We start from the raw sequence: 24,195 nt of genomic DNA, 5'->3' as shown, positions 1-24,195 counted from the left end.
TGTAATGTTGGCAATATTGTACATAAAAACCTACCCGTCTAAATAAGTAATATGCAGTTCAATCCACCATTAGAGTCAGCGACTCTTATCAAACGCTACAAACGTTTCCTCACTGACATCAAACTTCCCGACGGCAGCGAGCGAACTATTCACTGTGCCAACACTGGAGCGATGACAGGATGCGCGACTCCGGGTAACACTGTGTGGTATTCAACCTCCGATAATGCAAAAAGAAAGTACCCAAACAGCTGGGAGATCTCAGAAACGGACAAAGGTCACCGGATTTGTGTAAATACTGCGCGAGCAAACCAGCTGGCAGTGGAAGCAATTGAAAATAAGACTATAGTTGAACTCTTAGGTTATAACGCGTTACGAACCGAAGTGAAGTATGGTAGCGAGAATAGTCGAATTGACATTCTGCTTGAAGATAACGAGAAGCCGCCTTGCTATATCGAAGTAAAAAGCGTCACCTTACTCGATGAACAAGAGACCTCAACTGAGGGGCAAGGATTTTTCCCTGATGCGGTGACAACCAGAGGCCAAAAACATCTGCGTGAACTCACAGAAATGGTCGAATCTGGAAATAGAGCCGTACTTTTATTCACTGTTTTACATTCAGGTATTGAAAAAGTGTCTGCGGCACACCATATAGACGCCAAATATTCGTTATTACTAAAACAAGCACAAGACGCTGGAGTTGAAGTGCTTTGCTACAAAGCAGAGCTCAGCAGTACTCAAATACAACTAAAACAATCTGTTGAATTTATCAATAACTGAACAAAGATGTTGAACAAATCACATTGATTGCAAGTTTGAATAAGAGTATTTGCCACCATTCGTTCTTTCTGCTATAGATACCCGCCTTAAAATTAGCTGCTTTGCAGTTGACTAGGTGTAAATAGGAGATGCTGTATGCCAGAATCTAAGAAAAAAGCGCTAGGCATCCTAGCCATCGCAGGTGTTGAACCGTACCAAGAAAAGCCAGGTGAAGAATACATGTCACCTGAGCAAACGGAACATTTTACAAAAATTTTAGCAGCTTGGCGCAACCAGCTCAGGGAAGAAGTTGATCGTACTGTGCACCACATGCAGGACGAAGCAGCGAATTTCCCAGACCCAGTTGACCGTGCTTCTCAAGAAGAAGAATTCAGCCTAGAGCTACGTAACCGTGACCGTGAGCGTCGTCTAATCAAGAAAATTGAGAAGACACTAGACAAGATCGAAGAAGATGATTTCGGCTTCTGTGATTCTTGCGGTATCGAGATTGGCATTCGTCGCCTTGAAGCTCGCCCAACTGCTGACCTTTGTATTGACTGTAAAACACTTGCAGAGATCAAAGAGAAACAGATGCAAGGTTAATGCTTGCGGATGTAAAGAAAGGGAGCTTTGGCTCCCTTTTTTGTTTGCTGCCCAAGCGAGATACCTTAGATAGCAATGAGCAGTGTTAAAACGAGTGCTAAGCAACAACAGTACTCACTGCATGCATTAAACCACATTAAACGTCTTAAGAATCGGCTACTGCGGTATCCTCTAGATTAGGTTGTTCACATATGAATTATATCGGGCGCTTTGCACCATCACCGTCAGGTCCTCTTCATTTTGGCTCACTGGTTGCCGCTCTTGGCAGCTACTTCCAGGCAAAATCTCATCAGGGGCAATGGTTAGTCCGTATGGAAGACCTGGATCCGCCAAGAGAGATGGCTGGCGCTGCAGACCTAATTCTTAAGACGCTTGAGGCATACCACCTATTTTGGGATGGTAAAGTCGTTTATCAGAGCCAACGTCACGACCTATACCAAGCGCAAATTGATCAATGGGTGGCTGACAACCAAGCCTACTACTGCCAATGCACGCGCAAACAGATAAAAGCCTTGGGTGGTTTCTATAATGGCCATTGTCGACAGGCAGGATTAACGGATACTGGCGAGCAAGCCGTGCGCTTATGTATGGATTTCCCTGTCGAGTCATTCGACGATGTCCGTCATGGCACCATTCAAATCCCTAAGGCACTGGCAGAAGAAGATTTCATCATCAAACGCCGCGATGGCTTATTTGCTTATAACTTGGCTGTGGTACTTGATGATATCAAGCAAGGCGTAACTGAGGTGGTGAGAGGCGCGGATCTCATCGAACCTACCGGCCGCCAAATCAGTCTTTATAAGACACTGAAACAAAACACAGTGAGCTACTTGCACTTGCCGTTAGCGACCGATGCGTCTGGCAATAAACTATCAAAGCAAAACCACGCTACCGCTATTGACCTCGATAACCCTAAACCAACACTGCTCAATGCCATGCAGTTCTTAGGCTTTGAGGTTCCTAAAGCTGTTTGTGAGGCTTCAATCGATGAGATATTGGCATGGGGCTGCCAGCAATGGAACGTTGCTCAATTACCTGATAGTTTACAAAAACAACACTGCAATTAGCTCAAAACTAACGGCAAATAGTAAAAACGAAACACAAAAATGCCATAACCAACCACTGTGGTTAAGCAGACGATGTTCTCAAATGGCTCGCGCTAAGCTATTATTAGCCGCAATTAAACTCTGCACTACCACTTTGGACTAAGAGAAAAACAAAGTTGGCGATACCTACTTTGTTCTAAACTAATGAATACAAACGACAATACCCCAAGCGAACAACGCGGATTCCACGAACTAGCACTGAATATTTATACTCGCCAAGAGCACAATATTTCACGTAAGCAGATCAGCGATAACGCACTAAAAGTACTATATCGCCTGAATGGTGCGGGTTTTGACGCATTTTTAGTCGGTGGTGGTGTTCGTGATATCTTACTTGGCTCTCAACCAAAAGATTTCGATATTGCGACCAACGCTACGCCAGAGCAGATCAAGAACCTTTTCCGAAACTGCCGCCTAATCGGCCGTCGTTTCCGCTTGGCACACATCATGTTTGGTCGTGACATCATTGAGGTGGCAACTTTCCGAGGTCACCATCAAGAGCCATCTAAAAACGTATCTGCACAATCGAAAGAAGGCATGCTATTACGCGACAACGTGTACGGCAGTGTTGATGAAGATGCAGAGCGTCGCGATTTCACGATCAATGCGATGTACTACAACATTGCAGACTACAGCATCCACGATTACGCAGGTGGTGTAGAAGATTTAGAAGACAAGCTGATCCGCCTAATTGGCGATCCAGAGACACGCTACCGTGAAGACCCTGTACGTATGCTGCGTGCAATGCGTTTCTCAGCGAAGCTGGACTTTGACATTGAAGAGGACACCGCCGACCCAATTGAAGGTTTGGCGCACCTTCTAAAAGACATCCCAGCAGCACGTCTTTACGAAGAATCTCTAAAACTGCTTCAATCAGGCTACGGTTTAGAGACCTACCACCTGATGCGTGAATACAACCTATTCCAGCAAATGTTCCCAGCAGTAGCTGAGTACTTCACTGAAGATTACAACTCACCGACTGAACAGATGCTTGATTTGGTGCTCGACTCTACCGACCTTCGTATCGAAGATGGTAAGCGAGTAAACCCAGCGTTCATGTTTGCCGCGATTCTTTGGTACCCAATGAACAAACTGGCAGACAAGCTTGTCTCTGAACAAGGCATGGCACACTACGATGCGATCATGGAAGCGAGTAACATCATTCTGGATCAGCAAGTAAAATCCATTGCTATTCCTCGTCGCCACACAGCAACCATTCGCGAAGTTTGGCAACTGCAACTGCGATTACCTCGCCGTAACGGTAAGCGTGCCGTTCGCCTAATGGAGCTCAACAAGTTCCGCGCTGGCTACGACTTCTTAGAGATGCGTGGCGAGATTGAAGGTGGCGAGACAAAAGAGTTAGCTAAATGGTGGGAGCGCTATCAGACAGCTGGTCGCAATATGCGTCAAGCAATGGCTAACGACGTAGCGGCGCCATCAAAGTCAGGTCATCGTCGCCGTAAGACTTACCGAAACAAAAAGAGTAAGCAAGCCGAATGATAACTGCTTATATTGCGGTCGGCAGCAACCTTGCCGACCCAGTTAGCCAAGCAAATTTGGCTATCGAAACACTAAAAAGCCTACCGCGATCAACGTTTATTGCGACCTCTCAGCTATATAGTAGCACTCCAATGGGACCGCAAAATCAACCGGACTACATCAATGCGGTAGTCGCGATTAAAACCGAATTAACGCCTATTGAACTGCTTGATTGCACTCAAAAAATCGAGTTAGAGCAAGGGCGTGTCCGTAAAGACGAACGCTGGGGACCAAGAACCTTGGATCTCGACATCGTGCTGTACGGCAATGAGGTGATCGATTCAGAGCGCTTAACCGTTCCTCATTACGGAATGAAAGAACGAGAGTTTGTACTCTACCCGCTTGCTGAAATCGCACCAAGTTTACAACTCCCTGATGGGACTGAGCTGACAGAACTACTGAAAATTGTAGATAAAAACGGGCTCAATGTTTGGCAGCAATAGCCAGGCGCATTAAGGAAAACCAATGAAAAAAGTAACCATTAACGACCTGATCAAGTGTAAACGTGAAGGCCGTAAATTCGCGACGTCAACAGCTTACGATGCGAGCTTTGCTCAGTTATTCGAAAGCCAAGAGATGCCTGTTCTGCTTGTCGGTGATTCACTGGGTATGGTTCTACAAGGCCATAACGACACATTACCAGTAAGTGTTGAAGACATCGCCTACCACACTCGCTCTGTGCGTGCTGGTAGCCCGAACTGTCTTCTTATGGCTGACATGCCTTTCATGAGCTACGCGACTCCAGAGCAAGCTTGTGAGAGCGCAGCTACCTTGATGCGTGCTGGCGCGAACATGGTAAAAATCGAAGGCGGAAGCTGGTTGGTTGATACTGTGAAGATGCTAACAGAACGCGCAGTACCAGTATGTGCACACTTAGGCTTAACGCCGCAATCTGTGAACATCTTTGGTGGTTACAAGGTTCAAGGTCGCGATGACGACCAAGCGGATAAAATGGTTGCTGACGCACTAGCGCTACAAAACGCAGGTGCTCAAATCGTTCTACTTGAATGTGTACCTGCTTCATTGGCAAAACGAATTACAGAAGCTTGTCACGTACCAGTTATTGGTATCGGTGCAGGTAATGTTACCGATGGTCAGATCTTGGTTATGCATGACATGTTCGGTATTTCTGCGAACTACATGCCGAAGTTCTCTAAGAATTTCCTAGCAGAAACAGGTGACATGCGCAAAGCAGTAGCTCTATACAAAGAAGAAGTAGAGAGCGCACGCTTCCCTGATGATGCTCATACAATCGCTTAGGAGTAAGTATGCAAACTTTTGCTGAAATAGCGGCTCTTCGTGAGCAGATTAAACAGTTTAAGCGTGATGGACGTACGGTTGCTTTTGTTCCGACGATGGGAAACCTGCATGAAGGCCACCTTACTCTAGTAAAGAAGGCTCGTGAACTAGCAGACATCGTCGTGGTAAGCATCTTTGTTAACCCGATGCAGTTTGATCGTGCCGATGACCTGAACAACTACCCTCGCACGTTAGAAGCGGATCTAAGCAAACTAACGGGCGAAGGCGTTGAACTGGTATTTACACCGACACCAGAAGTGATGTACCCAGATGGCCTAGACAAACAGACGTTTGTTGAAGTACCAGGGTTATCTCACATGTTGGAAGGTGCGTCTCGTCCAGGTCATTTCCGTGGCGTAGCGACGATTGTCACTAAGCTGTTTAACATCGTTCAGCCAGATTTTGCATGCTTCGGCGAGAAAGACTTCCAGCAACTTGCTGTCATTCGCCAAATGACAACTGACTTAGCGTTAGACATTGAAATTGTAGGCGTTGCAACGGTTCGTGAAATGGACGGTTTAGCAATGAGCTCTCGCAATAGCAATCTGACTATTGATGAGCGCCAACGTGCCCCGGTTCTAGCGCGCACTATGCGTTGGATCAGCAGCGCAATTCGTGGTGGACGTGATGACTACGCATCAGTGATTGAAGATGCGACAGACCAGCTTCGCGCAGCAGATCTGCAACCAGATGAAATTTTCATTTGTGATGCTAAAACTCTGCAAGCCATCACTTCAGAATCGACTCAAGCTGTGATTCTTATGTCGGCTTTCTTAGGTAAGACGCGTCTTATCGACAACCAAGTTCTCGACTTGGTAGCGGAAACCAAAGAAGAAGTGAAAGAAGAAACCGCTGAGTAGCGTGCTGACTCTCAAATAAAAGAGACAAAAAAGGTCGATGTAGTATCGACCTTTTTCTTTACCTGCAATTCAGGGGCGCCGGAGTTAGCTGCGTAAACCGATGCCCTTAGTCACTAGGTAATGTGCAATGCCATACAGTACAACGATAAACACACCTAGTACGCCAAACGACGTCACAATACCCACATCAGACACACCCAAGAAGCCATATCTAAACGCATTCACCATGTAGACAATCGGATTCAACTTCGACACACCCTGCCAAAACTCAGGCAGCAGGCTAATCGAGTAGAACACACCACCAAGATAAGTAAGCGGCGTCAGAATGAAGGTTGGGATAATTGAAATATCATCAAACGTACGTGCAAATACCGCGTTGATAAGGCCACCTAACGCAAATACCACCGATGTTAGGAAAACGGTCGCAATAATCACGCCCCAGTGATCAACCTGAAGGTCAACGAAGAACAGAGAAACAAAGGTCACGATAGTACCGACCAATAGGCCGCGCACCACACCACCCATCACGAAACCAGCAATGATCACGTAGTTTGGTACAGGGGCAACCAGCAGTTCTTCAATGTTCTTTTGGAATTTAGCACTAAAGAACGATGAAGCCACATTCGAGTACGAGTTAGTAATTACCGACATCATGATCAGACCCGGCACTATGTACTCCATGTAACTAAAGCCATTCATTTCACCGATTCGCGCACCAATCAGGTTACCGAAGATGATGAAATAGAGCGTCATAGTAATCGCAGGTGGAACCAACGTTTGCACCCAAATACGAGTAAAACGGTTGATCTCTTTGGTCAGCAAGCTGCGAAAAGCGGTCCAATATAGGCTGTACATATTATTTACTCCCCTCACGCACGATACTTACAAACAGTTCTTCTAGACGGTTAGCTTTGTTACGCATCGAGAGGACTTTCACATTCTGCTTACTCAACTGAGCAAAGATGGTGTTCAAACCTAGGTTCTTATCAATTTCGATCTCTAAAGAACCATTCACCAAGACTTGGTTGTTCACGCCTTCTAGCTTAGGTTCAGTCGCGCCCTCTTCAAGATCTAAAATAAAGGTCTCGGCGCTCAACTTACCCAGTAGCGCTTTCATGGTGGTGTTCTCAATCAACTCACCACGATTAATGATGCCGATGTTGCGACACAACATTTCCGCTTCTTCTAGGTAGTGCGTGGTCAAGATAATGGTAATGCCCTGCTTCTCGTTGATCTCTTTGAGGAATTCCCACATCGAGCGGCGCAGTTCAATATCGACACCTGCAGTTGGCTCATCAAGAATCAGCAGCTGTGGCTCATGCATCAATGCACGAGCAATCATCAAACGACGCTTCATACCACCAGACAAGTTACGTGCACGTTCGCCGCGTTTTTCCCACAAATCGAGTTGAGATAGGTATTTTTTCGCTCGCTCTTTTGCCAGAGACTTAGGCACACCGTAGTAACCCGCTTGCTGCAAAACGATCTGCTCAACCGTTTCAAACGGGTTGAAGTTAAACTCTTGAGGAACTAAGCCTAGGTTCTGCTTTGCCAGCTCAAGATCGGTATCAATGTCGTAGCCGAATACCTTAACCTTGCCAGAGGTTTTATTTACTAACGAAGAGATAACGCCAATGGTGGTGGACTTACCCGCACCATTTGGACCAAGTAGCGCGTAAAAGTCACCTTTTGCTACCTGTAAACTGATGCCTTTAAGTGCCTCGAAGCCACCAGCATAAGTTTTTCTTAATTGCTCAATTTCTAATGCATACATAGAGATGATTGCCATTTGCTATAAATAGTGTGGTTAGCCGGACAGGATGAAGAGAACGAAACCTGAAATGAACCAGTTGAACTAGCTCAAGATAATGTACGCGGCCATTTTGCAAACAAGTTTATCGTTGAATGACGATGAATACAAATATCGATTAACGGTTTCGTTATAAAACTTAAAAGAACTAAGGCTACATAAAGCCCTATATCGAATATCACAGACAAAAAAATACCGCTAAGACATTAACTTAGCGGTACTTTCCGTTATTAGACAATCATGACCAATATTGATAACTATTGTTCAGGCACAGTGAATTAGTAAGAGTATTAAACCGATTCAAATTGGTGCTCGTCTCTCTCAACGTAGCTTGTTGCGGCCGTCAAGGCTTCATATCTGAAGCGATATGTGTTCGATTCCGGTACTAAATCAATTACGTGGAACTTCTCCAACTGTTGACGAGTGTTCTCATTCGGACACAACAAGTACACCTCACATTGAGCGTCTAGCGCATCTTTGATTGCATTCTCTAGCGCAAGACCAACCGTAACATCAATCATAGGTACATCGGTTAGGTCTAAAATCATTGCTTCATAATCAGTAATACTTGAGTGCTGACGTGAAATCGCCTTTGAGACACTGAAGATCATCGGCCCTGATAGATAGAAGAACAAAACCTTGCCGTTGGCATTATCCAGTAACTGACGTTCGCTGTCGGTCAATGGGATATCGTCTTCATCATCACCATCACTGATCGCCTTAACTTGTCTGGCTTGCTCACGGCTCAATCTTTCAATAATCAAAATGTTCGAGATAAATACACCCAATCCAACCGCGATGATCAAGTCAACAAATACGGTTAGCAGCATTACACCATACATGACGCCCATGCCCGCATAACTGACCTTGTGCGCACGCTGAATGAAACTCCAATCGAGAATGTTGAAGCCTACATACATCGCAATACCCGCCAGCACAGCCATAGGGATAGGTTCTGTTAATCCACCAGCGACCAAAACCACTAACGCCAATACTAATGCTCGAATCACACCGGACAGTGGAGAGCGCGCTCCCACCTGAATATTGGTTACAGTGCCCATGGTAGCACCCGCACCTGGCAATGCACCAAACAAGCCGGAAAGCATATTTGCGATGCCTTGGCCACGCAGTTCTTTATCTGAGTCATGCTCTTTACGAGTCAATGAGTCTCCAATAACAGCGGTCAAAAGCGTATCAATACAACCTAAAGTACCAAGCACTAAAGCATCAATAACCATAGTTGTGAATTGCTCAGCGCTAATAGTAGGGATAACGAGAGAAGGCAGACCTGCTGGGATTTCACCAATACGGCGAATAGAATCGGTATCGAAGAAAATAACGGACAAAAGAGTGACGGCTACCAACGCGACCAGTTGCGCAGGCACATACTTACGGTACTTAGCTGGGAAGCCAAACAGAATACCGAGTGTCAGTGCACCTAGAAATAGCTCACTCACTTTTAAGTTTGCTAGCGTATCAGGCAAAGCAGAGAGCGTGCCCATTACACCACCGGATGGAGCGGCATGTCCTAACAATGGAGACAGCTGCAAGATAATCAGAATAACGCCAATTCCCGACATGAATCCGGAAATCACGCTATATGGCATCAAAGTGACGTATTTTCCTAGCTTTAACGTGCCAAGTAATATCTGGAATGCACCGGCCATCATCACAACAGTAAAGGTCATTGCCATACCCGTTTCAGGATACTTCGCAACCATACTCGTCATTACGGCAGTCATGATCACCGTCATCGGGCCGGTAGGTTCAGAAATCAAACTACTCGAACCGCCAAACAATGCTGCAAATAGGCCAACCATAATGGCGCCCCACAAGCCAGCTTCAGCTCCCGCGCCAGAAGCAACACCAAATGCCAATGCTAAAGGTAACGAGATGATGGCTGTAGTTACACCGCCAAACATATCCCCTTTGAGATTGATATCCGTAAAACGACTTCCAAACAAAACACACCTTCCTGATGATGAAATGACAAACCTTATCACTTTAACAAATGTATCAAGTGTTCAGAAAGTGTTAATTCAATCACATTGTTCATGTCTTATAACCGGATTATTGATAGTGGGCTAAGTTTATGATTTTCCGTACTAGAACACGTCAGATGAGTACATTTTGACGCAGTTTTTACGAGATTGAATTTGTAACATTGTGTATAGTTAAGCATCTTAATTGAGGGATGTAAGAAGCAAGATGCCAGAAATAAAACAGCTTTTTGAGAACAATTCCAAATGGTCCGAAGAAATTCGCTCTGAAAGACCTGAGTATTTTACAACGCTTGAAGAGGGTCAAAGCCCTGGTTTTCTATGGATAGGTTGTTCAGATAGCCGAGTTCCAGCCGAGCGCCTTACTGGCTTATATTCTGGAGAACTGTTTGTTCACCGAAACGTGGCCAACCAAGTGGTTCATACAGACCTAAACTGTCTATCTGTCGTTCAGTACGCAGTAGATGTGCTTAAAGTGAAACACATTATTGTCTGTGGTCACTACGGTTGTGGCGGTGTTAATGCGGCAATTGATAACCCGAAACTTGGCCTTATCAACAACTGGTTACTTCACATTCGCGATAACTACCTAAAATACCGTAAAGAGATCGAAGCGCTTCCACGTGAACAGTGGGGTGACAAGCTTTGTGAGATTAACGTCGCAGAGCAGGTTTACAACCTAGGTAACTCAACCATTATGCAAAGTGCATGGGAACGTGGTCAAGAGGTCGAGATCCACGGTGTGGTGTATGGTATTGGCGATGGCAAATTGCAAGACCTTGGCGTGCGCTGCTCTAGTAACGATACTTTAGAGAACAGCCACTTAGAAGCTATCAATAAAATCTTAACGACGCCTCTTCTTAGCCAACAAGGCTAATTATCTCAATCAAAATACAAAAAGCCCGCATCAAGCGGGCTTTTTAATATATTCTGTCGGCAAGCGTAATGATTACTCTTGCGGTACAACTTTGCCAATGTATGGCAGGTGACGGTATTTTTGAGCGTAGTCGATACCAACACCAACAACGAACTCATCTGGGATTTCGAAACCAATCCACTTAGTGTCCACTTCAACTTCACGTCGTGAAGGCTTGTCTAGTAGCGTACAGATCTCGATAGATTTAGGACCACGTAAGCTCAGGATCTCTTTTACCTTAGTCAGTGTGTTACCAGTATCGATAATATCTTCTACAAGCAGAACGTCTTTACCTTGGATGTCGTCATCTAGGTCTTTCAAAATACGAACATCACGTGAGCTTTCCATGCTGTTGCCGTAGCTAGACGCGGTCATGAAATCAACTTGGTGAGTTAAATCAATAGCACGAGCAAGATCCGCCATAAAGACAAACGATCCACGTAATAAGCCAACTAAAACCAGATCTTCACTGCCTTGGTAGTGTTCCGTGATCTGTTTGCCTAGTTCGTTTACTCGATCCTGAACTTCTTGCTCAGAGATCATGACTTCAACTGTATGCTTCATACTGCTCTCATTTTGTTTGGTGATTGCGACAAGTGTAGACAGTTTTGCCATTGGTGCCGCTCAATTTGTGCGTAAGTCTAGCACTGCTCAAATACCCACACCACCTTATGGTTCCAATTTACTGTCAGATTATCAATGAAATGTGCACTTGTGCTTTGTCTGATAGTCGCCTCCTTTCACATCAATGTGGATCACGCTTTATGTATCAAGTTTGATGTAACTGTCTATTAAATAAGCTCAAAGGATTGACCATTCGCATATGCACCATTACACTCATCTTGGCTTAAATAATAATAAAATCATTAATATAAAAAAATCGTTGGCAAGGAAAATAAAATGGACTCAATCTCTAAGAGACCTAGAACTAGGCTTTCACCTTTAAAAAGAAAACTTCAGCTGATGGAAATCGCGCTTGAAGTATTCTCTCGTCGCGGCATTGGCCGTGGTGGTCACGCTGACATTGCAGATATCGCTCAGGTATCAGTAGCAACAGTATTTAACTACTTCCCTACTCGTGAAGATCTGGTTGATGAAGTGCTTAATCATGTTGTCCGTCAATTCTCAAACTTCCTTTCAGACAATATCGATCTAGATATTCACGCAAAACAAAACCTACATAATATTGCGACTGAAATGGTGACACTAGTCGCTCAAGACAGCCACTGGTTGAACGTATGGTTCGAATGGAGCGCATCGACGCGTGATGAAGTATGGCCACTGTTCGTAACGACAAACCGCACTAACCAAATGTTGGTACAAAACATGTTTAGTAAAGCGATTGAGCGCGGCGAAGTGTGTGATGATCACGATCCTAAGCATCTTGCGAATCTGTTCCACGGCATCTGCTACTCGCTATTTATCCAAGCGAAACGTGTCGATACCAATGAAGAGTTGTCGACTTTAACTGACAGCTACTTGAACATGTTGTGTATCTATAAGTAGATTCGAGATTCGAGATTCGAGATTCGAGATTCGAGATTCGAGATTCGAGATTCGAGATAAATTGTGAAGGGTTGACCTAGTGGGTCAACCCTTTTTGTTTTGATGTAGTCGCTTTTCGTATCTCGGAGCGCAGCGTACTCGCATCTCGAAGTGAAACGTTACTGCTCTTTACCTCAGACATAAAAAAACCGCTGACGAATCAGCGGTTTTTAAAAACATTAGCGAGTGGCTAAAGGAGAATTACTTCTTCTTTTTCACTGCTTTCTTATTTGGAAGGTCAGTGATTGAACCTTCGAATACTTCCGCAGCAAGACCAACAGACTCGTGTAGAGTTGGGTGAGCGTGGATAGTAAGAGCGATATCTTCTGCATCACAACCCATTTCGATTGCTAGGCCGATTTCACCAAGAAGCTCACCACCGTTAGTACCAACAACAGCACCACCGATTACGCGATGAGTATCTTTATCGAAGATCATCTTAGTCATACCATCTGCACAGTCAGAAGCGATTGCACGACCAGAAGCAGCCCAAGGGAAAGTCGCCACTTCGTAGTTTAGGCCTTCCGCTTTCGCTTCTTTCTCAGTCTTACCTACCCAAGCAACTTCTGGCTCAGTGTACGCAATTGATGGGATTACTTTAGGGTCGAAGTAGTGCTTCTTACCAGAGATAACTTCAGCAGCTACGTGACCTTCATGCACACCTTTGTGAGCAAGCATTGGTTGACCAACAACGTCACCGATCGCGTGGATGTGAGGAACGTTTGTACGCATTTGCTTATCAACGTTGATGAAGCCACGCTCGTCAACTTCGATACCTGCTTTTTCAGCATCGATAAGTGCACCGTTTGGAACACGACCGATAGCAACAAGAACAGCATCGTAGCGCTCAGCTTCAGCTGGTGCTTTCTTGCCTTCCATTGAAACGTAAATACCGTCTTCTTTCGCTTCAACTGCAGTTACTTTAGTCTCAAGCATTAGCTTGAACTTGTTCTTGATACGCTTAGTGAAGACTTTAACGATGTCTTTATCCGCAGCAGGGATAACTTGGTCGAACATCTCAACTACGTCTACTTTAGAACCTAGAGAGTGGTAAACCGTACCCATTTCAAGACCGATGATACCACCGCCCATGATAAGCAGTTTTTCAGGAACTTCTTTCAGCTCAAGTGCATCCGTAGAATCCCAAATACGTGGGTCTTCATGTGGAATGAAAGGAAGTTTGATTGGGCGAGAACCCGCAGCGATGATTGCGTTATCGAAGTTAACTGTTGTTGCTTCGCCTTCGCCTTCAACTAGGATGCTGTTAGGACCAGTGAACTTACCGAAACCGTTAACAACTGTTACGTTACGCATCTTAGCCATACCGCCAAGACCGCCAGTTAGTTGGTCTACTACTTTTTCTTTCCAGATACGGATCTTGCTGATGTCCGTTTGTGGCTCGCCGAATACAACGCCGTGCTCTGCCATCGCTTTCGCTTCTTCGATTACTTTAGAAACGTGAAGAAGTGCTTTCGATGGAATACAACCAACGTTTAGACATACACCACCAAGAGTGCTGTAACGTTCAACTAGTACTGTTTCTAGACCTAAATCCGCACAACGGAATGCAGCTGAGTAACCAGCAGGACCTGAACCAAGTACAACAACTTGGGCTTTAATTTCTTTGCTCATTGTGACCTCTTGTAGTCATTATCCCTAACAGGCTGAGTAGATGTTCTTAAAATTATTGGGCTTTCAAACAGCCAACATTTTACAGAGATGTTAACAGTGTGAAAGTAGCTTTAAGTTAGCCTGTGAGCTAGACAACACTTCCCTTTCGCTTTATGAGAAAAGCGGGAACTGTTCTCTAAAAATAGTCTTTATATAAAGAATTAAGGTGACCCGAAAGCCACCTTAATAATTACTTTCTCAATTACAGTACTAGACGACGGATGTCAGATAGTGCGCTGTTTAGGAAAGTAATGAAGCGTGCACCTTCAGCACCATCGATCACACGGTGGTCGTATGATAGAGATAGTGGAAGCTGAAGACGTGGCTGGAACTCTTTACCATTCCAAACTGGCTTAATTTCAGACTTAGATACACCTAGGATACCTACTTCTGGAGCATTTACGATTGGCGTAAATGCAGTACCGCCGATGCCACCAAGGCTAGAGATTGTGAAACAACCGCCTTGCATGTCAGCTGCAGTTAGCTTACCAGCACGTGCTTTCTTAGACACAGCCATTAGCTCTTCAGATAGCTCGTAAATGCCTTTCTTGTTCACGTCTTTGAATACAGGAACAACTAGACCGTTTGGAGTATCTACCGCGATACCTACGTTTACGTACTTCTTAAGAATGATGCTTTCGCCATCTTCAGAAAGAGAAGAGTTAAACGCTGGGAACGCTTCTAGTGCTTTAGCAACAGCTTTCATGATGAACACAAGAGGAGTGATCTTCATGCCAGTGTCTTTCTTAGCTTCGATTGCGTTCTGCTCTTTACGGAATGCTTCTAGCTCAGTGATGTCTGCGTTATCCCACTGTGTAACGTGAGGGATCATTACCCAGTTACGGTGTAGGTTTGCACCAGAGATCTTCTTGATCTTAGAAAGCTTCTGAACTTCAGTTTCGCCGAACTTGCTGAAGTCAACTTTTGGCCATGGTAGTAGACCAAGAGCAGAGCCGTCACCGCCTTTGCCAGATGCCGCAGCACCAGACTCTAGACGCTTAAGTGCATCTTTAACGTAAGACTGAACGTCTTCTTTAAGTACACGGCTCTTACGACCAGTACCTTTAACTTTCGCTAGGTTTACACCGAACTCACGAGCTAGACGACGAACAACTGGAGACGCGTGTGCGTACTCACCGTTTTCTTGGAAGTCGTCTGCAGCTGCAGGAGCTGCTGCCGCTGGAACTTCAGCTTTAGGTGCAGGTGCCGCCGCTGGAGCTGCTGCTTGTGCAGGTGCTGCAACAGGAGCTGGAGCTGCGCCTTCAACTACGAAAGTCATGATTAGAGAGCCAGTTGACACTTTGTCGCCAGCTGCAATCTTGATCTCTTTAACTGTACCAGCGAATGGTGCAGGAACTTCCATTGAAGCTTTGTCGCCTTCAACAGTAATTAGAGATTGCTCTTCTTCTACTGTATCGCCAACCGCTACCATTACTTCAGTAACTTCAACTTCGTCACCGCCGATGTCTGGAACGTTTACTTCTTTTTCAGCTGATGCTGCTGGAGCCGCTGCAACTGGTGCTGCCGCCACTGGAGCAGGAGCTGCTGCAGGTGCTGAACCAGCAACCTCGAATACCATTACTAGAGAACCAGTAGAAACTGAGTCACCAGAAGCGATCTTGATTTCTTTAACTGTACCAGCGAATGGTGCAGGAACTTCCATTGAAGCCTTGTCACCTTCAACAGTTAGAAGAGATTGCTCTTCTTCTACTGAATCACCGATAGCAACCATGATTTCAGTAACTTCTACTTCGTCGCCACCGATATCTGGAACGTGAACTTCTTTAAGCTCTGCCGCTGCTGCCGCTGCAGGAGCCGCTACTGGAGCTGCCTCTGCTGCTGGAGCAGCTACTGGAGCTGCCTCTGCTGCTGGAGCAGGTGCAGCTTCAGCTGCACCCGGAGCGCCGGCCGCCTCAGCTTCGAAAATCATGATTAGAGAACCAGTAGAAACTGAATCGCCTTCAGCTACTTTGATTTCTTTAACGATACCTGCTTGAGACGCTGGAACTTCCATAGAAGCTTTGTCGCCTTCAACAGTGATCAGAGACTGTTCTTCTTCAACCTTGTCGCCAACGCTTACAAGAATCTCAGTAACTTCAACCTCATCCGCACCGATGTCAGGTACATTAATTTCGATTGCCATTGCTTATTTACCTTCTAGTTAAGCGCTGTATTAAGCGTATTGTGGGTTTGTTTTTTCAGTGTCGATATCGAATTTAGCAATTGCTTCAACTACTACAGATTTCTCGATATCACCACGTTTAGCCAGTTCAGTTAGAGCTGCAACTACGATGTAGCCAGCGTTAACTTCGAAGTGACGACGTAGGTTTGCACGGCTGTCAGAGCGGCCGAAACCATCAGTACCAAGTACTTTGTATGACTCGCTTGGCATGTAAGCACGTACTTGCTCAGCGTAGTTCTTCATGTAGTCAGTCACTGCGATTGCAGGTTCTTTACCAAGTACAGTTGTGATGTACGGTACTTTCTCTTCAGCTTCTGGGTGAAGCATGTTGTCACGCTCTACCGCTTGGCCGTCACGAGTTAGTTCGTTGAACGACGTTACAGAGAATACGTCAGATGCTACGCCGTACTCTTCGCTTAGAATTTCAGCAGCTTTACGCGCTTCGTTCATGATAGTACCAGAGCTCATTAGTTGAACTTTGCCCTTAGCACCAGCGTGAGATTCAAGCTTGTAGATACCCTTACGGATACCTTCTTCAGCGCCTTCTGGCATTGCTGGCATCGCGTAGTTCTCGTTCATTACTGTTAGGTAGTAGTAAACGTTCTCTTGCTCAGGGCCGTACATGCGACGGATACCGTCTTGCATGATTACTGCTAGCTCGTAAGCGAATGTTGGGTCGTAAGAGATACAGTTCGGGATAGTGTTCGCTTGGATGTGCGAGTGACCATCTTCGTGCTGTAGACCTTCACCGTTCAGTGTTGTACGACCAGCTGTAGCACCTAGTAGGAAGCCGCGAGCTTGTTGGTCACCTGCTAGCCATGCCATGTCACCAATACGTTGGAAACCGAACATAGAGTAGTAGATGTAGAACGGGATCATTGGTAGGTCGTTCGTGCTGTATGAAGTTGCCGCTGCAACCCATGAAGCCATAGAACCTAGCTCGTTGATACCTTCTTGAAGAACTTGGCCAGATGTCGCTTCTTTGTAGTAAGAAACGATGCCTTTATCTTCAGGTGTGTATTCTTGACCGTGTGGGTTGTAGATACCAACCTGACGGAATAGACCTTCCATACCGAATGTACGAGCTTCATCACAGATGATAGGAACGATGTTCTTACCGATGTTCTTGTCTTTCAGTAGGATGTTTAGCGTACGTACGTAAGCCATAGTCGTTGAAATTTCACGCTTCTGTGCACCTAATAGAGGAGCAAACTCTTCTAGCTCTGGTACTTTGAATTCTTGAGTGAATTTTGGCAGACGTGCTGGCGTGTAACCTTGTAGCGCTTTACGACGAGCATGTAGGTATTCGTATTCAGCAGAACCTTCTTCCAGTTTCAGGTAAGGAAGCTCAGACACTTTCTCATCAGAAAGGATGTCTTGTAGGCCTAGACGGTCACGTAGGTATTGTACGTGAGTCATGTCCATCTTCTTAACACCGTGTGCGATGTTCTTACCTTCTGCAGCTTCACCCATGCCGTAACCTTTAACTGTCTTAGCTAGGATTACTGTTGGCTTGCCACCTGTCTCTTTTGCATTGTTGAATGCAGCGAACAGTTTAGAAGAGTCGTGACCACCACGCTTCAGTTCGAAGATTTGGTCGTCAGTCATGTCTGCAACTAGTGCAGCTGTTTCTGGGTACTTACCAAAGAAGTGCTCACGTACGTATGCGCCATCTTTAGATTTGAATGTCTGGTAGTCACCATCGATAGTTTCGTTCATTAGTTGAAGAAGCTTACCAGTAGTGTCTTTAGCTAGTAGAGAATCCCAGTTGCTACCCCAGATAACTTTAACAACGTTCCAACCTGCACCTTTGAATAGGCCTTCAAGTTCTTGGATGATGCTACCGTTACCCATTACAGGGCCGTCTAGACGCTGTAGGTTACAGTTGATTAGGAAACATAGGTTGTCTAGTTTCTCACGCGCAGCGAAAGAGATAGCACCACGTGACTCTGGCTCATCCATCTCACCGTCGCCTAGGAACGCGTATACACGTTGAGCAGAAGTATCTTTAAGACCACGGCCTTCTAGGTACTTAAGGAAACGAGCTTGGTAGATCGCAGAGATCGGACCTAGACCCATAGATACCGTAGGGAACTGCCAGAATTCAGGCATTAGTTTAGGGTGCGGGTAAGAAGGGATACCTTTACCATCAACTTCTTGACGGAAGTTATCTAGCTGCTCTTCAGTTAGACGACCTTCAACGAATGCACGAGAGTAGATACCAGGAGAAATGTGACCTTGGTAGTAAACTAGATCGCCACCGTCCGTCTCGTTTGGAGCACGGAAGAAGTGGTTGAAACAAACTTCGTAGAACGCTGCTGCTGACTGGTAAGAAGCCATGTGACCACCTAGGTCTAGGTCTTTCTTAGAAGCACGCAATACGATCATGATTGCGTTCCAGCGAATAATCGAACGAATACGACGCTCAAGAGTTACGTCACCAGGGTAAGCTGGCTCTTGCGCTGCTGGAATTGTGTTGATGTAGTTTGTGTTGATACCTGTAGCCATATCAACGCCATCTAAACGCGCTTTATCTAGAACTTGTTCTAGTAAAAACTGTGCACGTTCTACACCTTCTTCACGTACTACTGACTCAAGAGCTTCTAACCAATCTTGAGTTTCCAGAGCATCAACGTCATGCTTCATGTCAGACATGGCGATCTATCCTTTTTGTTAGTTGGATTCTACTAAACACGTAAAAAGCCGAAGTATTACGGCTATTTACCCTGTTGAATTCGACGTAGAGAACGTTCGCGGCGCGACTCTTCCTTCGTCAAATCCAGCAATGTTTCTTCGATATAAGCTAAATGAGAGTGTGACATTTCACGCGCCTTCTCAGGCTGGCCAGAAACGATCGCATCTACGATATTAGCTCGATGTATACTCACTTTCTCCACAACGTCTTTACGACGATGCAACAGCTTTAAATTTTCTAAGACGTTTTGTTCGAGTAACGGAGCCAAACTACGAACAATGTGCAATAACACCACATTGTGCGCTGCCTCTGTTAAAGCAATAAGAAAAGCCATCACCGCTGCAGATTCGGCTTCAATATCACCCTTCTCTTGCGCGCCGTGAATTTTTTCTTGGCAGGCTTGAATACGAGCAAAGTCTTCATCGGTTCCACGCAATGCCGCGAAGTAAGCCGAAATCCCTTCCATCGCATGACGCGATTCCAACAAGTCTAGTTGGGTTTCAGAATGGGATGACAACAAATTAAGCAAAGGATCTGAAAAGCTTTTCCAGATATTTTCGCTAACAAACGTACCTCCACCTTGACGGCGAGTAAGCAAGCGTTTTGCTTCTAAACGTTGTATCGCTTCTCGGATTGAAGGACGAGACACATCGAACTGTTTCGCCAGTTCGCGCTCGGGCGGCAGCTGCTGCCCTGGAGCCAGTGTTCCTTCCACAATCAACCTTTCTAACTCTTGTTCGATAACATCGGAGAGTTTTGGCTGACGAATCCTTTGATAAGCCATAGTTTGTTGTTCTTCTTTTTCTTCGCTGACAATTGGTAATACCAATTTTAAGTTGGGCAGAAATTAACATAATTAAAACGCCACTGTCCAGCGTAAAATTGACCTGCATCATAGAACGCAGTGTGAATTAACCACGATTTAACAAATGAAATTTAAAACAGCAACCAAATTGGTCTTACCATTTACAGCGGTAATACTTTTGGGGAGTACTCGTGCTAGAAAGTTTCAGGATAAAAATGAATTGTTTCAGAAAGATTAGTCCAAGTCGGTCAAAAATCGAACCAAGCGCACATTTGAGGGGAAATTTCTGTTCATAAGCTTTAATATCTGAGTGTTTGATAAGCTCGTCACACTCTCGATTTATTGATACCCATCAACGAACCACTTTCTTTACATTGCAACAACAAAAAATCACAAGTGGTTATGCTAAGCGTTGATTAAGCAAGGCTCTGCAATTGGCAGAGCCATAAATAGGATTAGGGATTAGAAGCGCAATTTGCCTTTAAATTTTGTCCAGTCGAAGACCAACCCAGGGTCTGTTTTGCGTAAAGGTGCTATATATTGATGGCCAGTGATACGTTCATTTGTGATCTGAGGAAAACTTGAGACCAGTGTTTCCGTTAGCTCAGTCAAGGCTTGATATTGCTGCTCTGTATAAGCAATAAAGTCACTGCCCTCTAATTCAATACCAATAGAGTAATCATTACACCTTTCACGACCGGCAAAGCTCGATTGGCCGGCATGCCAAGCCCTGTCCAGAAAAGAAACGAACTGTACTACTTCACCATCACGGCGAATCAAGCAGTGCGCAGATACCCCCATTTGATGAATCACTTTGAAAAACGGGTGCTCCGCTGGATCGAGCTGGCCCGTGAAGAACTGCTCGATATAAGGTCCGCCAAATTGCCCCGGTGGCAGGCTAATATTGTGGACCACCAGCAGAGAGATATCACCGACACTTGGCCGAGTATCAAAATACGGGGACGGAACATGCCGAGCGTTTTCGTACCATCCTTTGGAGCAGATCGTCATCTTGGTCTCGCTTTCTTTTTTTTGCTAGCACAGTAGATTGTGACCTTGCCCATGGAGCAGTCACGCTAGCCTCTTTAATTTGAAGTTAAGCAAGAGTATCATTCCATTCCCACTCCCTTTCAAGATTAGATTTGCGATGAAAAACACACATAACAGCCACCAACGCCTTGACTACTTAAAAGAACAACTGCCTCTCGAGATCACTCGTGCAGTCGCAGAAACAATCAAAGAAGACCTTGGCGGTACGTTAGATCCAGCGGCTGATATTACGGCAAGTCTAATCCCAGCTGACGCTATCAACAGCGCAACCATCATCACTCGTGAGCACGGCGTATTCTGTGGTAAAGCATGGGCTGATGAGGTGTTTAAGCAGCTAGGCGGTGAAGTGACTATCGAGTGGAACGTAGAAGATGGCGATAAGGTTGAACCAAACCAAACGCTTTGCACCCTAACCGGCCCAGCGCGCGCACTATTAACGGGTGAGCGTAACGCAATGAACTTCATTCAAACGCTATCTGGTTGTGCGACCGCAACCGCCATCTATGCTGACAAAATCAAACACACAGAGTGCCGCCTGTTAGATACTCGTAAAACCATCCCAGGCCTACGTAGTGCACTAAAATACGCTGTGGCTTGTGGTGGCGGTTTCAACCACCGTATCGGTGTTTTCGATGCCTACCTAATCAAAGAAAACCACATCATCGCATGTGGCGGTATTGAAAAAGCTATCTCAACAGCAAAAGAGCTTAACCCAGGTAAGCCTGTTGAAGTTGAAACTGAGAGCCTAGAGGAGCTAGAGCAAGCTATCAACGCGGGCGCAGACATCATCATGCTAGACAACTTCACCACTGACATGATGCGTGAAGCTGTGAAGATCAACGCTGGTCGTGCTGCACTAGAAAACTCTGGTAACGTGACACTAGATACTATCGCTGAGTTCGCTGAAACGGGTGTTGATTACATCTCGGTAGGCGCATTGACCAAGCACCTAAAAGCAATGGACCTATCAATGAGGTTCAAAGCGTAATTTACTGAATAGTAAATAGTTTCTATAAAGGCACTGCTGATGACAGTGCCTTTTTTATTGCCTTAATTATCAGTATTTCAAACCGTTATTTAAGTTGATCGCATAAATTTGCGTGCTATATGCAACAGCTATTCAATAAATTCAAAACCACTCGCGACCGCACCTGAACACCATTCCACTTCCCCACCTCGACTTCTATTCTCTCTACCATCTTGTGCTTGCACTAAAACAAACTAAATAATGGAATGAGAAGAATGAATAACAAGAACAAAAGAACAAATCAGAAAGGTTTCACGCTGATTGAATTGATGATTGTGGTGGCGATTATTGGTGTGTTGTCGGCAATTGCTGTCCCTCAATATCAAAACTACATAGCAAAGAGTGAAGCTGCATCCGCACTCGCGTCTATCACTGGCCATAGAACCAATGTCGAAACATACGTTTTAGAGAATGGTACTTTTCCTACAACTTCAGCTGCATTGCCTGTCCCAGCCTCTCCACTAGGTGTTATTTCCTACCAAAACACAACTAGTGCAGCTGGTAGTATCCAATTCGAATTTAATGCTACAGGTGTTAGTCCTGGCGTTATATCTAGTAAAGTAAATTTAGTCCGAACATCTGATGGAGCATGGTCATGTACATCAGATGTCGATGGCAGCTTAAAGCCTAAAGGCTGCTCATAAGTGCTCACCAACCTCCCAACCGTTCTCCGTCAGGCTGATTTACTTAGCCTGACTCAAGAACAAGCCGTGGCGGAACATGTACAAGCTTCAGGCATTTCAACTCCTGAAGCTTTACTCGTTCTTGATCTCTTCACAGGTGACTCCCTAGCAAACAATATACAAGCCATCTTTGGCTTGCCGTTAGTTCAATTGAGCAACACCGATTATGAAGCCTTATGTGATCAACTAGGGCTACGTGAACTGATCACTAAATATCGAGCTATCCCGATTTCAGTCTCTAACTCGACGCTCACACTTGCTTCCGCCGATCCGACTGACTTACAAGCGGAAGATGATTTTCGTTTTGCAACCGGGTTGCAGATAGAACTGGCAGTCGCCAATTACTCTGAACTCGAAGGTGCAATACGCAAGTTGTACGGCCGCTCGATTTCCGGGCAAGACTCCAAACGCAAAGAGATCACCCAAGATGAACTGGCTAACCTAGTTGAAGTGTCTGACGACGAGTTCGCATCGATTGAAGACCTTAGTCAAGACGACTCTCCAGTTAGCCGATTTATCAATCAGATACTGGTCGATGCGGTACGTAAAGGCGCATCAGATATCCATTTTGAACCTTACGAAGAGCACTACCGTGTGCGCCTACGTTGTGACGGTATATTGGTTGAAATCCAACAACCCGCTTCTCACTTAAGCCGTCGTTTATCCGCCCGTTTAAAAATTCTCGCCAAGCTTGATATTGCCGAGCGTCGTTTACCTCAAGATGGACGCATCAAGTTGCGCCTGAATGATGAGCTTGCGATTGATATGCGCGTCTCAACATTGCCTACCTTGTGGGGCGAGAAAATTGTACTGAGGCTACTTGATAGCAGCGCAGCCAACCTCGATATCGACAAACTTGGCTACAGTGAAGATCAAAAAGCACTTTATCTCAATGCCCTGAAACGCCCGCAAGGCATGATCTTAATGACCGGGCCAACAGGCAGCGGGAAAACCGTCTCCCTTTATACTGGCCTTCGTGTACTGAATACCACAGAGCGCAATATCTCCACCGCAGAAGATCCGGTAGAGATCAACCTGTGTGGTATCAATCAAGTGCAAGTGATGCCGAAGATCGGCTTCGGGTTTGCTGAAGCCCTGCGCTCGTTTTTAAGACAAGATCCAGATGTGGTGATGGTAGGTGAGATTCGTGATTTAGAAACCGCAGAGATCGCCATCAAAGCATCGCAAACTGGTCACTTAGTGCTTTCAACGCTCCATACCAACTCTGCGGCAGAAACCGTTACCCGACTCGCTCATATGGGGATTGAGCCCTTTAACTTAGCCTCATCATTGAGCTTGATCATTGCCCAACGACTGGCAAGACGCTTGTGCAACCAATGCAAAGTCATTGACGACTCACCAGACATCTTCCTGCGTCACTCAATACCTAGCAGCAAAACCATTTATAAGGCTAACCCACAAGGGTGTAACGAGTGCAATCAAGGCTATTCTGGGCGTGTCGGAATTTATGAAGTGATGCCATTCACCGACAAACTCAAAAATAGCCTTATCAGCAAACCGAATGCGCTGGAGGTTGAAGACCTCGCTCGCCGAGAAGGGATGCGCACACTGCAAGAGTCAGGATTAGATAAGCTACTTGAAGGCACCACAAGCTATCAAGAGCTGCAACGTGTTCTATATTTATAAT

The 24,195-nt window shown here is 45.4% G+C and carries 20 protein-coding genes and 1 pseudogene; 12 read left to right on the top strand and 9 right to left on the bottom strand.

The genetic code is table 11. The annotated features are described in order from the left end of the window. Window positions 1–51 precede the first annotated feature (51 nt). The 7 genes from sfsA to panC all read left to right on the top strand — a co-directional run bounded on the left by sfsA (window position 52) and on the right by panC (window position 6,163). On the top strand, window positions 52–777 hold the full coding sequence (sfsA, locus tag F0232_RS15065) for a DNA/RNA nuclease SfsA (protein WP_105057575.1): 726 nt from the start codon (window positions 52–54) through the stop codon (window positions 775–777). A 135-nt stretch (window positions 778–912) separates the two neighbouring features. Then, on the top strand, window positions 913–1,359 hold the full coding sequence (gene dksA / locus F0232_RS15060) for an RNA polymerase-binding protein DksA (protein ID WP_004738189.1): 447 nt from the start codon (window positions 913–915) through the stop codon (window positions 1,357–1,359). Between the two features lie 191 nt (window positions 1,360–1,550). Next, the gene (gene gluQRS / locus F0232_RS15055; RefSeq protein WP_061032481.1) at window positions 1,551–2,426 is read left to right on the top strand and encodes a tRNA glutamyl-Q(34) synthetase GluQRS; all 876 of its coding nucleotides are present in this window, start codon (window positions 1,551–1,553) and stop codon (window positions 2,424–2,426) included. A 183-nt stretch (window positions 2,427–2,609) separates the two neighbouring features. After that, a complete protein-coding gene (gene pcnB, locus F0232_RS15050) occupies window positions 2,610–3,965 on the top strand; it encodes a polynucleotide adenylyltransferase PcnB (protein WP_105057576.1) in 1,356 nt (451 codons plus the stop codon). Further along, window positions 3,962–4,447 carry a 2-amino-4-hydroxy-6-hydroxymethyldihydropteridine diphosphokinase gene (gene folK / locus F0232_RS15045; RefSeq protein WP_008222704.1) on the top strand — a complete coding sequence of 162 codons (486 nt, stop codon included), beginning with the start codon at window positions 3,962–3,964 and terminating at the stop codon, window positions 4,445–4,447. The genes pcnB and folK overlap by 4 nt, the downstream gene beginning before the upstream one ends. 22 nt (window positions 4,448–4,469) lie before the next feature. Then, complete coding sequence (gene panB, locus F0232_RS15040) at window positions 4,470–5,264, top strand: 3-methyl-2-oxobutanoate hydroxymethyltransferase (RefSeq protein ID WP_004738184.1); 795 nt, start codon at window positions 4,470–4,472, stop codon at window positions 5,262–5,264. Between the two features lie 8 nt (window positions 5,265–5,272). Further along, window positions 5,273–6,163, top strand: coding sequence for a pantoate--beta-alanine ligase (gene panC / locus F0232_RS15035; protein ID WP_102426163.1), 891 nt, complete (start codon window positions 5,273–5,275; stop codon window positions 6,161–6,163). Window positions 6,164–6,247: 84 nt separating this feature from the next. Here the strand turns inward: panC and F0232_RS15030 are convergent, their stop codons facing one another. From F0232_RS15030 to F0232_RS15020, 3 genes are all read right to left on the bottom strand, one after another. Then, entirely contained in the window at window positions 6,248–7,018 is a 771-nt protein-coding gene (locus tag F0232_RS15030) for an ABC transporter permease (protein WP_004738182.1), read from the bottom strand. Between the two features lies 1 nt (window position 7,019). After that, window positions 7,020–7,937 carry an ABC transporter ATP-binding protein gene (locus F0232_RS15025; protein ID WP_105057577.1) on the bottom strand — a complete coding sequence of 306 codons (918 nt, stop codon included), beginning with the start codon at window positions 7,935–7,937 and terminating at the stop codon, window positions 7,020–7,022. Window positions 7,938–8,263: 326 nt separating this feature from the next. Continuing rightward, the gene (locus tag F0232_RS15020) at window positions 8,264–9,895 is read right to left on the bottom strand and encodes a SulP family inorganic anion transporter (RefSeq protein ID WP_171750861.1); all 1,632 of its coding nucleotides are present in this window, start codon (window positions 9,893–9,895) and stop codon (window positions 8,264–8,266) included. A 286-nt stretch (window positions 9,896–10,181) separates the two neighbouring features. On the opposite strand from F0232_RS15020, the gene can reads away from it, so the two are divergent. Next, complete coding sequence (gene can / locus F0232_RS15015) at window positions 10,182–10,850, top strand: carbonate dehydratase (RefSeq protein ID WP_008222714.1); 669 nt, start codon at window positions 10,182–10,184, stop codon at window positions 10,848–10,850. Between the two features lie 72 nt (window positions 10,851–10,922). On the opposite strand, the gene hpt is transcribed toward can, so the two are convergent. Continuing rightward, window positions 10,923–11,453: a hypoxanthine phosphoribosyltransferase gene (gene hpt / locus F0232_RS15010; RefSeq protein ID WP_061032638.1), complete on the bottom strand. Its 531-nt coding sequence runs from the start codon at window positions 11,451–11,453 to the stop codon at window positions 10,923–10,925. 336 nt (window positions 11,454–11,789) lie between these two features. Here hpt and F0232_RS15005 point away from each other — a divergent pair, with 336 nt between their 5' ends. After that, entirely contained in the window at window positions 11,790–12,395 is a 606-nt protein-coding gene (locus F0232_RS15005) for a LuxR/HapR/OpaR family quorum-sensing transcriptional regulator (protein WP_004738173.1), read from the top strand. Window positions 12,396–12,635: 240 nt separating this feature from the next. Here the strand turns inward: F0232_RS15005 and lpdA are convergent, their stop codons facing one another. From lpdA to ampD, 5 genes and pseudogenes are all read right to left on the bottom strand, one after another. Beyond that, window positions 12,636–14,066, bottom strand: coding sequence for a dihydrolipoyl dehydrogenase (lpdA, locus tag F0232_RS15000; RefSeq protein WP_004738171.1), 1,431 nt, complete (start codon window positions 14,064–14,066; stop codon window positions 12,636–12,638). 241 nt (window positions 14,067–14,307) lie between these two features. Further along, window positions 14,308–16,248: a pyruvate dehydrogenase complex dihydrolipoyllysine-residue acetyltransferase gene (aceF, locus tag F0232_RS14995; protein ID WP_105057578.1), complete on the bottom strand. Its 1,941-nt coding sequence runs from the start codon at window positions 16,246–16,248 to the stop codon at window positions 14,308–14,310. Between the two features lie 30 nt (window positions 16,249–16,278). Further along, window positions 16,279–18,942, bottom strand: coding sequence for a pyruvate dehydrogenase (acetyl-transferring), homodimeric type (aceE, locus tag F0232_RS14990; RefSeq protein ID WP_061032475.1), 2,664 nt, complete (start codon window positions 18,940–18,942; stop codon window positions 16,279–16,281). Window positions 18,943–19,004: 62 nt separating this feature from the next. Then, complete coding sequence (gene pdhR, locus F0232_RS14985) at window positions 19,005–19,766, bottom strand: pyruvate dehydrogenase complex transcriptional repressor PdhR (protein ID WP_008222726.1); 762 nt, start codon at window positions 19,764–19,766, stop codon at window positions 19,005–19,007. Between the two features lie 483 nt (window positions 19,767–20,249). Then, window positions 20,250–20,851: pseudogene (gene ampD, locus F0232_RS14980) on the bottom strand (1,6-anhydro-N-acetylmuramyl-L-alanine amidase AmpD). A gap of 83 nt (window positions 20,852–20,934) precedes the next feature. Here ampD and nadC point away from each other — a divergent pair. From nadC to pilB, 3 genes are all read left to right on the top strand, one after another. Further along, window positions 20,935–21,825: a carboxylating nicotinate-nucleotide diphosphorylase gene (nadC, locus tag F0232_RS14975; protein WP_004738163.1), complete on the top strand. Its 891-nt coding sequence runs from the start codon at window positions 20,935–20,937 to the stop codon at window positions 21,823–21,825. A 254-nt stretch (window positions 21,826–22,079) separates the two neighbouring features. Then, the gene (locus F0232_RS14970; protein WP_105057580.1) at window positions 22,080–22,508 is read left to right on the top strand and encodes a pilin; all 429 of its coding nucleotides are present in this window, start codon (window positions 22,080–22,082) and stop codon (window positions 22,506–22,508) included. Continuing rightward, on the top strand, window positions 22,509–24,194 hold the full coding sequence (gene pilB, locus F0232_RS14965) for a type IV-A pilus assembly ATPase PilB (protein ID WP_105057581.1): 1,686 nt from the start codon (window positions 22,509–22,511) through the stop codon (window positions 24,192–24,194). Window position 24,195: the final 1 nt, after the last annotated feature.

The sequence above is a fragment of the Vibrio sp. T3Y01 genome (assembly GCF_013114525.1).
In the GTDB taxonomy this organism is placed as follows: domain Bacteria; phylum Pseudomonadota; class Gammaproteobacteria; order Enterobacterales; family Vibrionaceae; genus Vibrio; species Vibrio chagasii_B.
This window is presented reverse-complemented; position numbering and strand designations above follow the sequence as displayed.

Bases quoted from the DNA above. Each gene is read 5' to 3' on its own strand.
- sfsA (WP_105057575.1), top strand. From the start codon at position 52: ATGCAGTTCAATCCACCATTAGAGTCAGCGACTCTTATCAAACGCTAC.
- dksA (WP_004738189.1), top strand. From the start codon at position 913: ATGCCAGAATCTAAGAAAAAAGCGCTAGGCATCCTAGCCATCGCAGGT.
- gluQRS (WP_061032481.1), top strand. From the start codon at position 1,551: ATGAATTATATCGGGCGCTTTGCACCATCACCGTCAGGTCCTCTTCAT.
- pcnB (WP_105057576.1), top strand. From the start codon at position 2,610: ATGAATACAAACGACAATACCCCAAGCGAACAACGCGGATTCCACGAA.
- folK (WP_008222704.1), top strand. From the start codon at position 3,962: ATGATAACTGCTTATATTGCGGTCGGCAGCAACCTTGCCGACCCAGTT.
- panB (WP_004738184.1), top strand. From the start codon at position 4,470: ATGAAAAAAGTAACCATTAACGACCTGATCAAGTGTAAACGTGAAGGC.
- panC (WP_102426163.1), top strand. From the start codon at position 5,273: ATGCAAACTTTTGCTGAAATAGCGGCTCTTCGTGAGCAGATTAAACAG.
- F0232_RS15030 (WP_004738182.1), bottom strand. From the start codon at position 7,018: ATGTACAGCCTATATTGGACCGCTTTTCGCAGCTTGCTGACCAAAGAG.
- F0232_RS15025 (WP_105057577.1), bottom strand. From the start codon at position 7,937: ATGTATGCATTAGAAATTGAGCAATTAAGAAAAACTTATGCTGGTGGC.
- F0232_RS15020 (WP_171750861.1), bottom strand. From the start codon at position 9,895: ATGTTTGGCGGTGTAACTACAGCCATCATCTCGTTACCTTTAGCATTG.
- can (WP_008222714.1), top strand. From the start codon at position 10,182: ATGCCAGAAATAAAACAGCTTTTTGAGAACAATTCCAAATGGTCCGAA.
- hpt (WP_061032638.1), bottom strand. From the start codon at position 11,453: ATGAAGCATACAGTTGAAGTCATGATCTCTGAGCAAGAAGTTCAGGAT.
- F0232_RS15005 (WP_004738173.1), top strand. From the start codon at position 11,790: ATGGACTCAATCTCTAAGAGACCTAGAACTAGGCTTTCACCTTTAAAA.
- lpdA (WP_004738171.1), bottom strand. From the start codon at position 14,066: ATGAGCAAAGAAATTAAAGCCCAAGTTGTTGTACTTGGTTCAGGTCCT.
- aceF (WP_105057578.1), bottom strand. From the start codon at position 16,248: ATGGCAATCGAAATTAATGTACCTGACATCGGTGCGGATGAGGTTGAA.
- aceE (WP_061032475.1), bottom strand. From the start codon at position 18,942: ATGTCTGACATGAAGCATGACGTTGATGCTCTGGAAACTCAAGATTGG.
- pdhR (WP_008222726.1), bottom strand. From the start codon at position 19,766: ATGGCTTATCAAAGGATTCGTCAGCCAAAACTCTCCGATGTTATCGAA.
- nadC (WP_004738163.1), top strand. From the start codon at position 20,935: ATGAAAAACACACATAACAGCCACCAACGCCTTGACTACTTAAAAGAA.
- F0232_RS14970 (WP_105057580.1), top strand. From the start codon at position 22,080: ATGAATAACAAGAACAAAAGAACAAATCAGAAAGGTTTCACGCTGATT.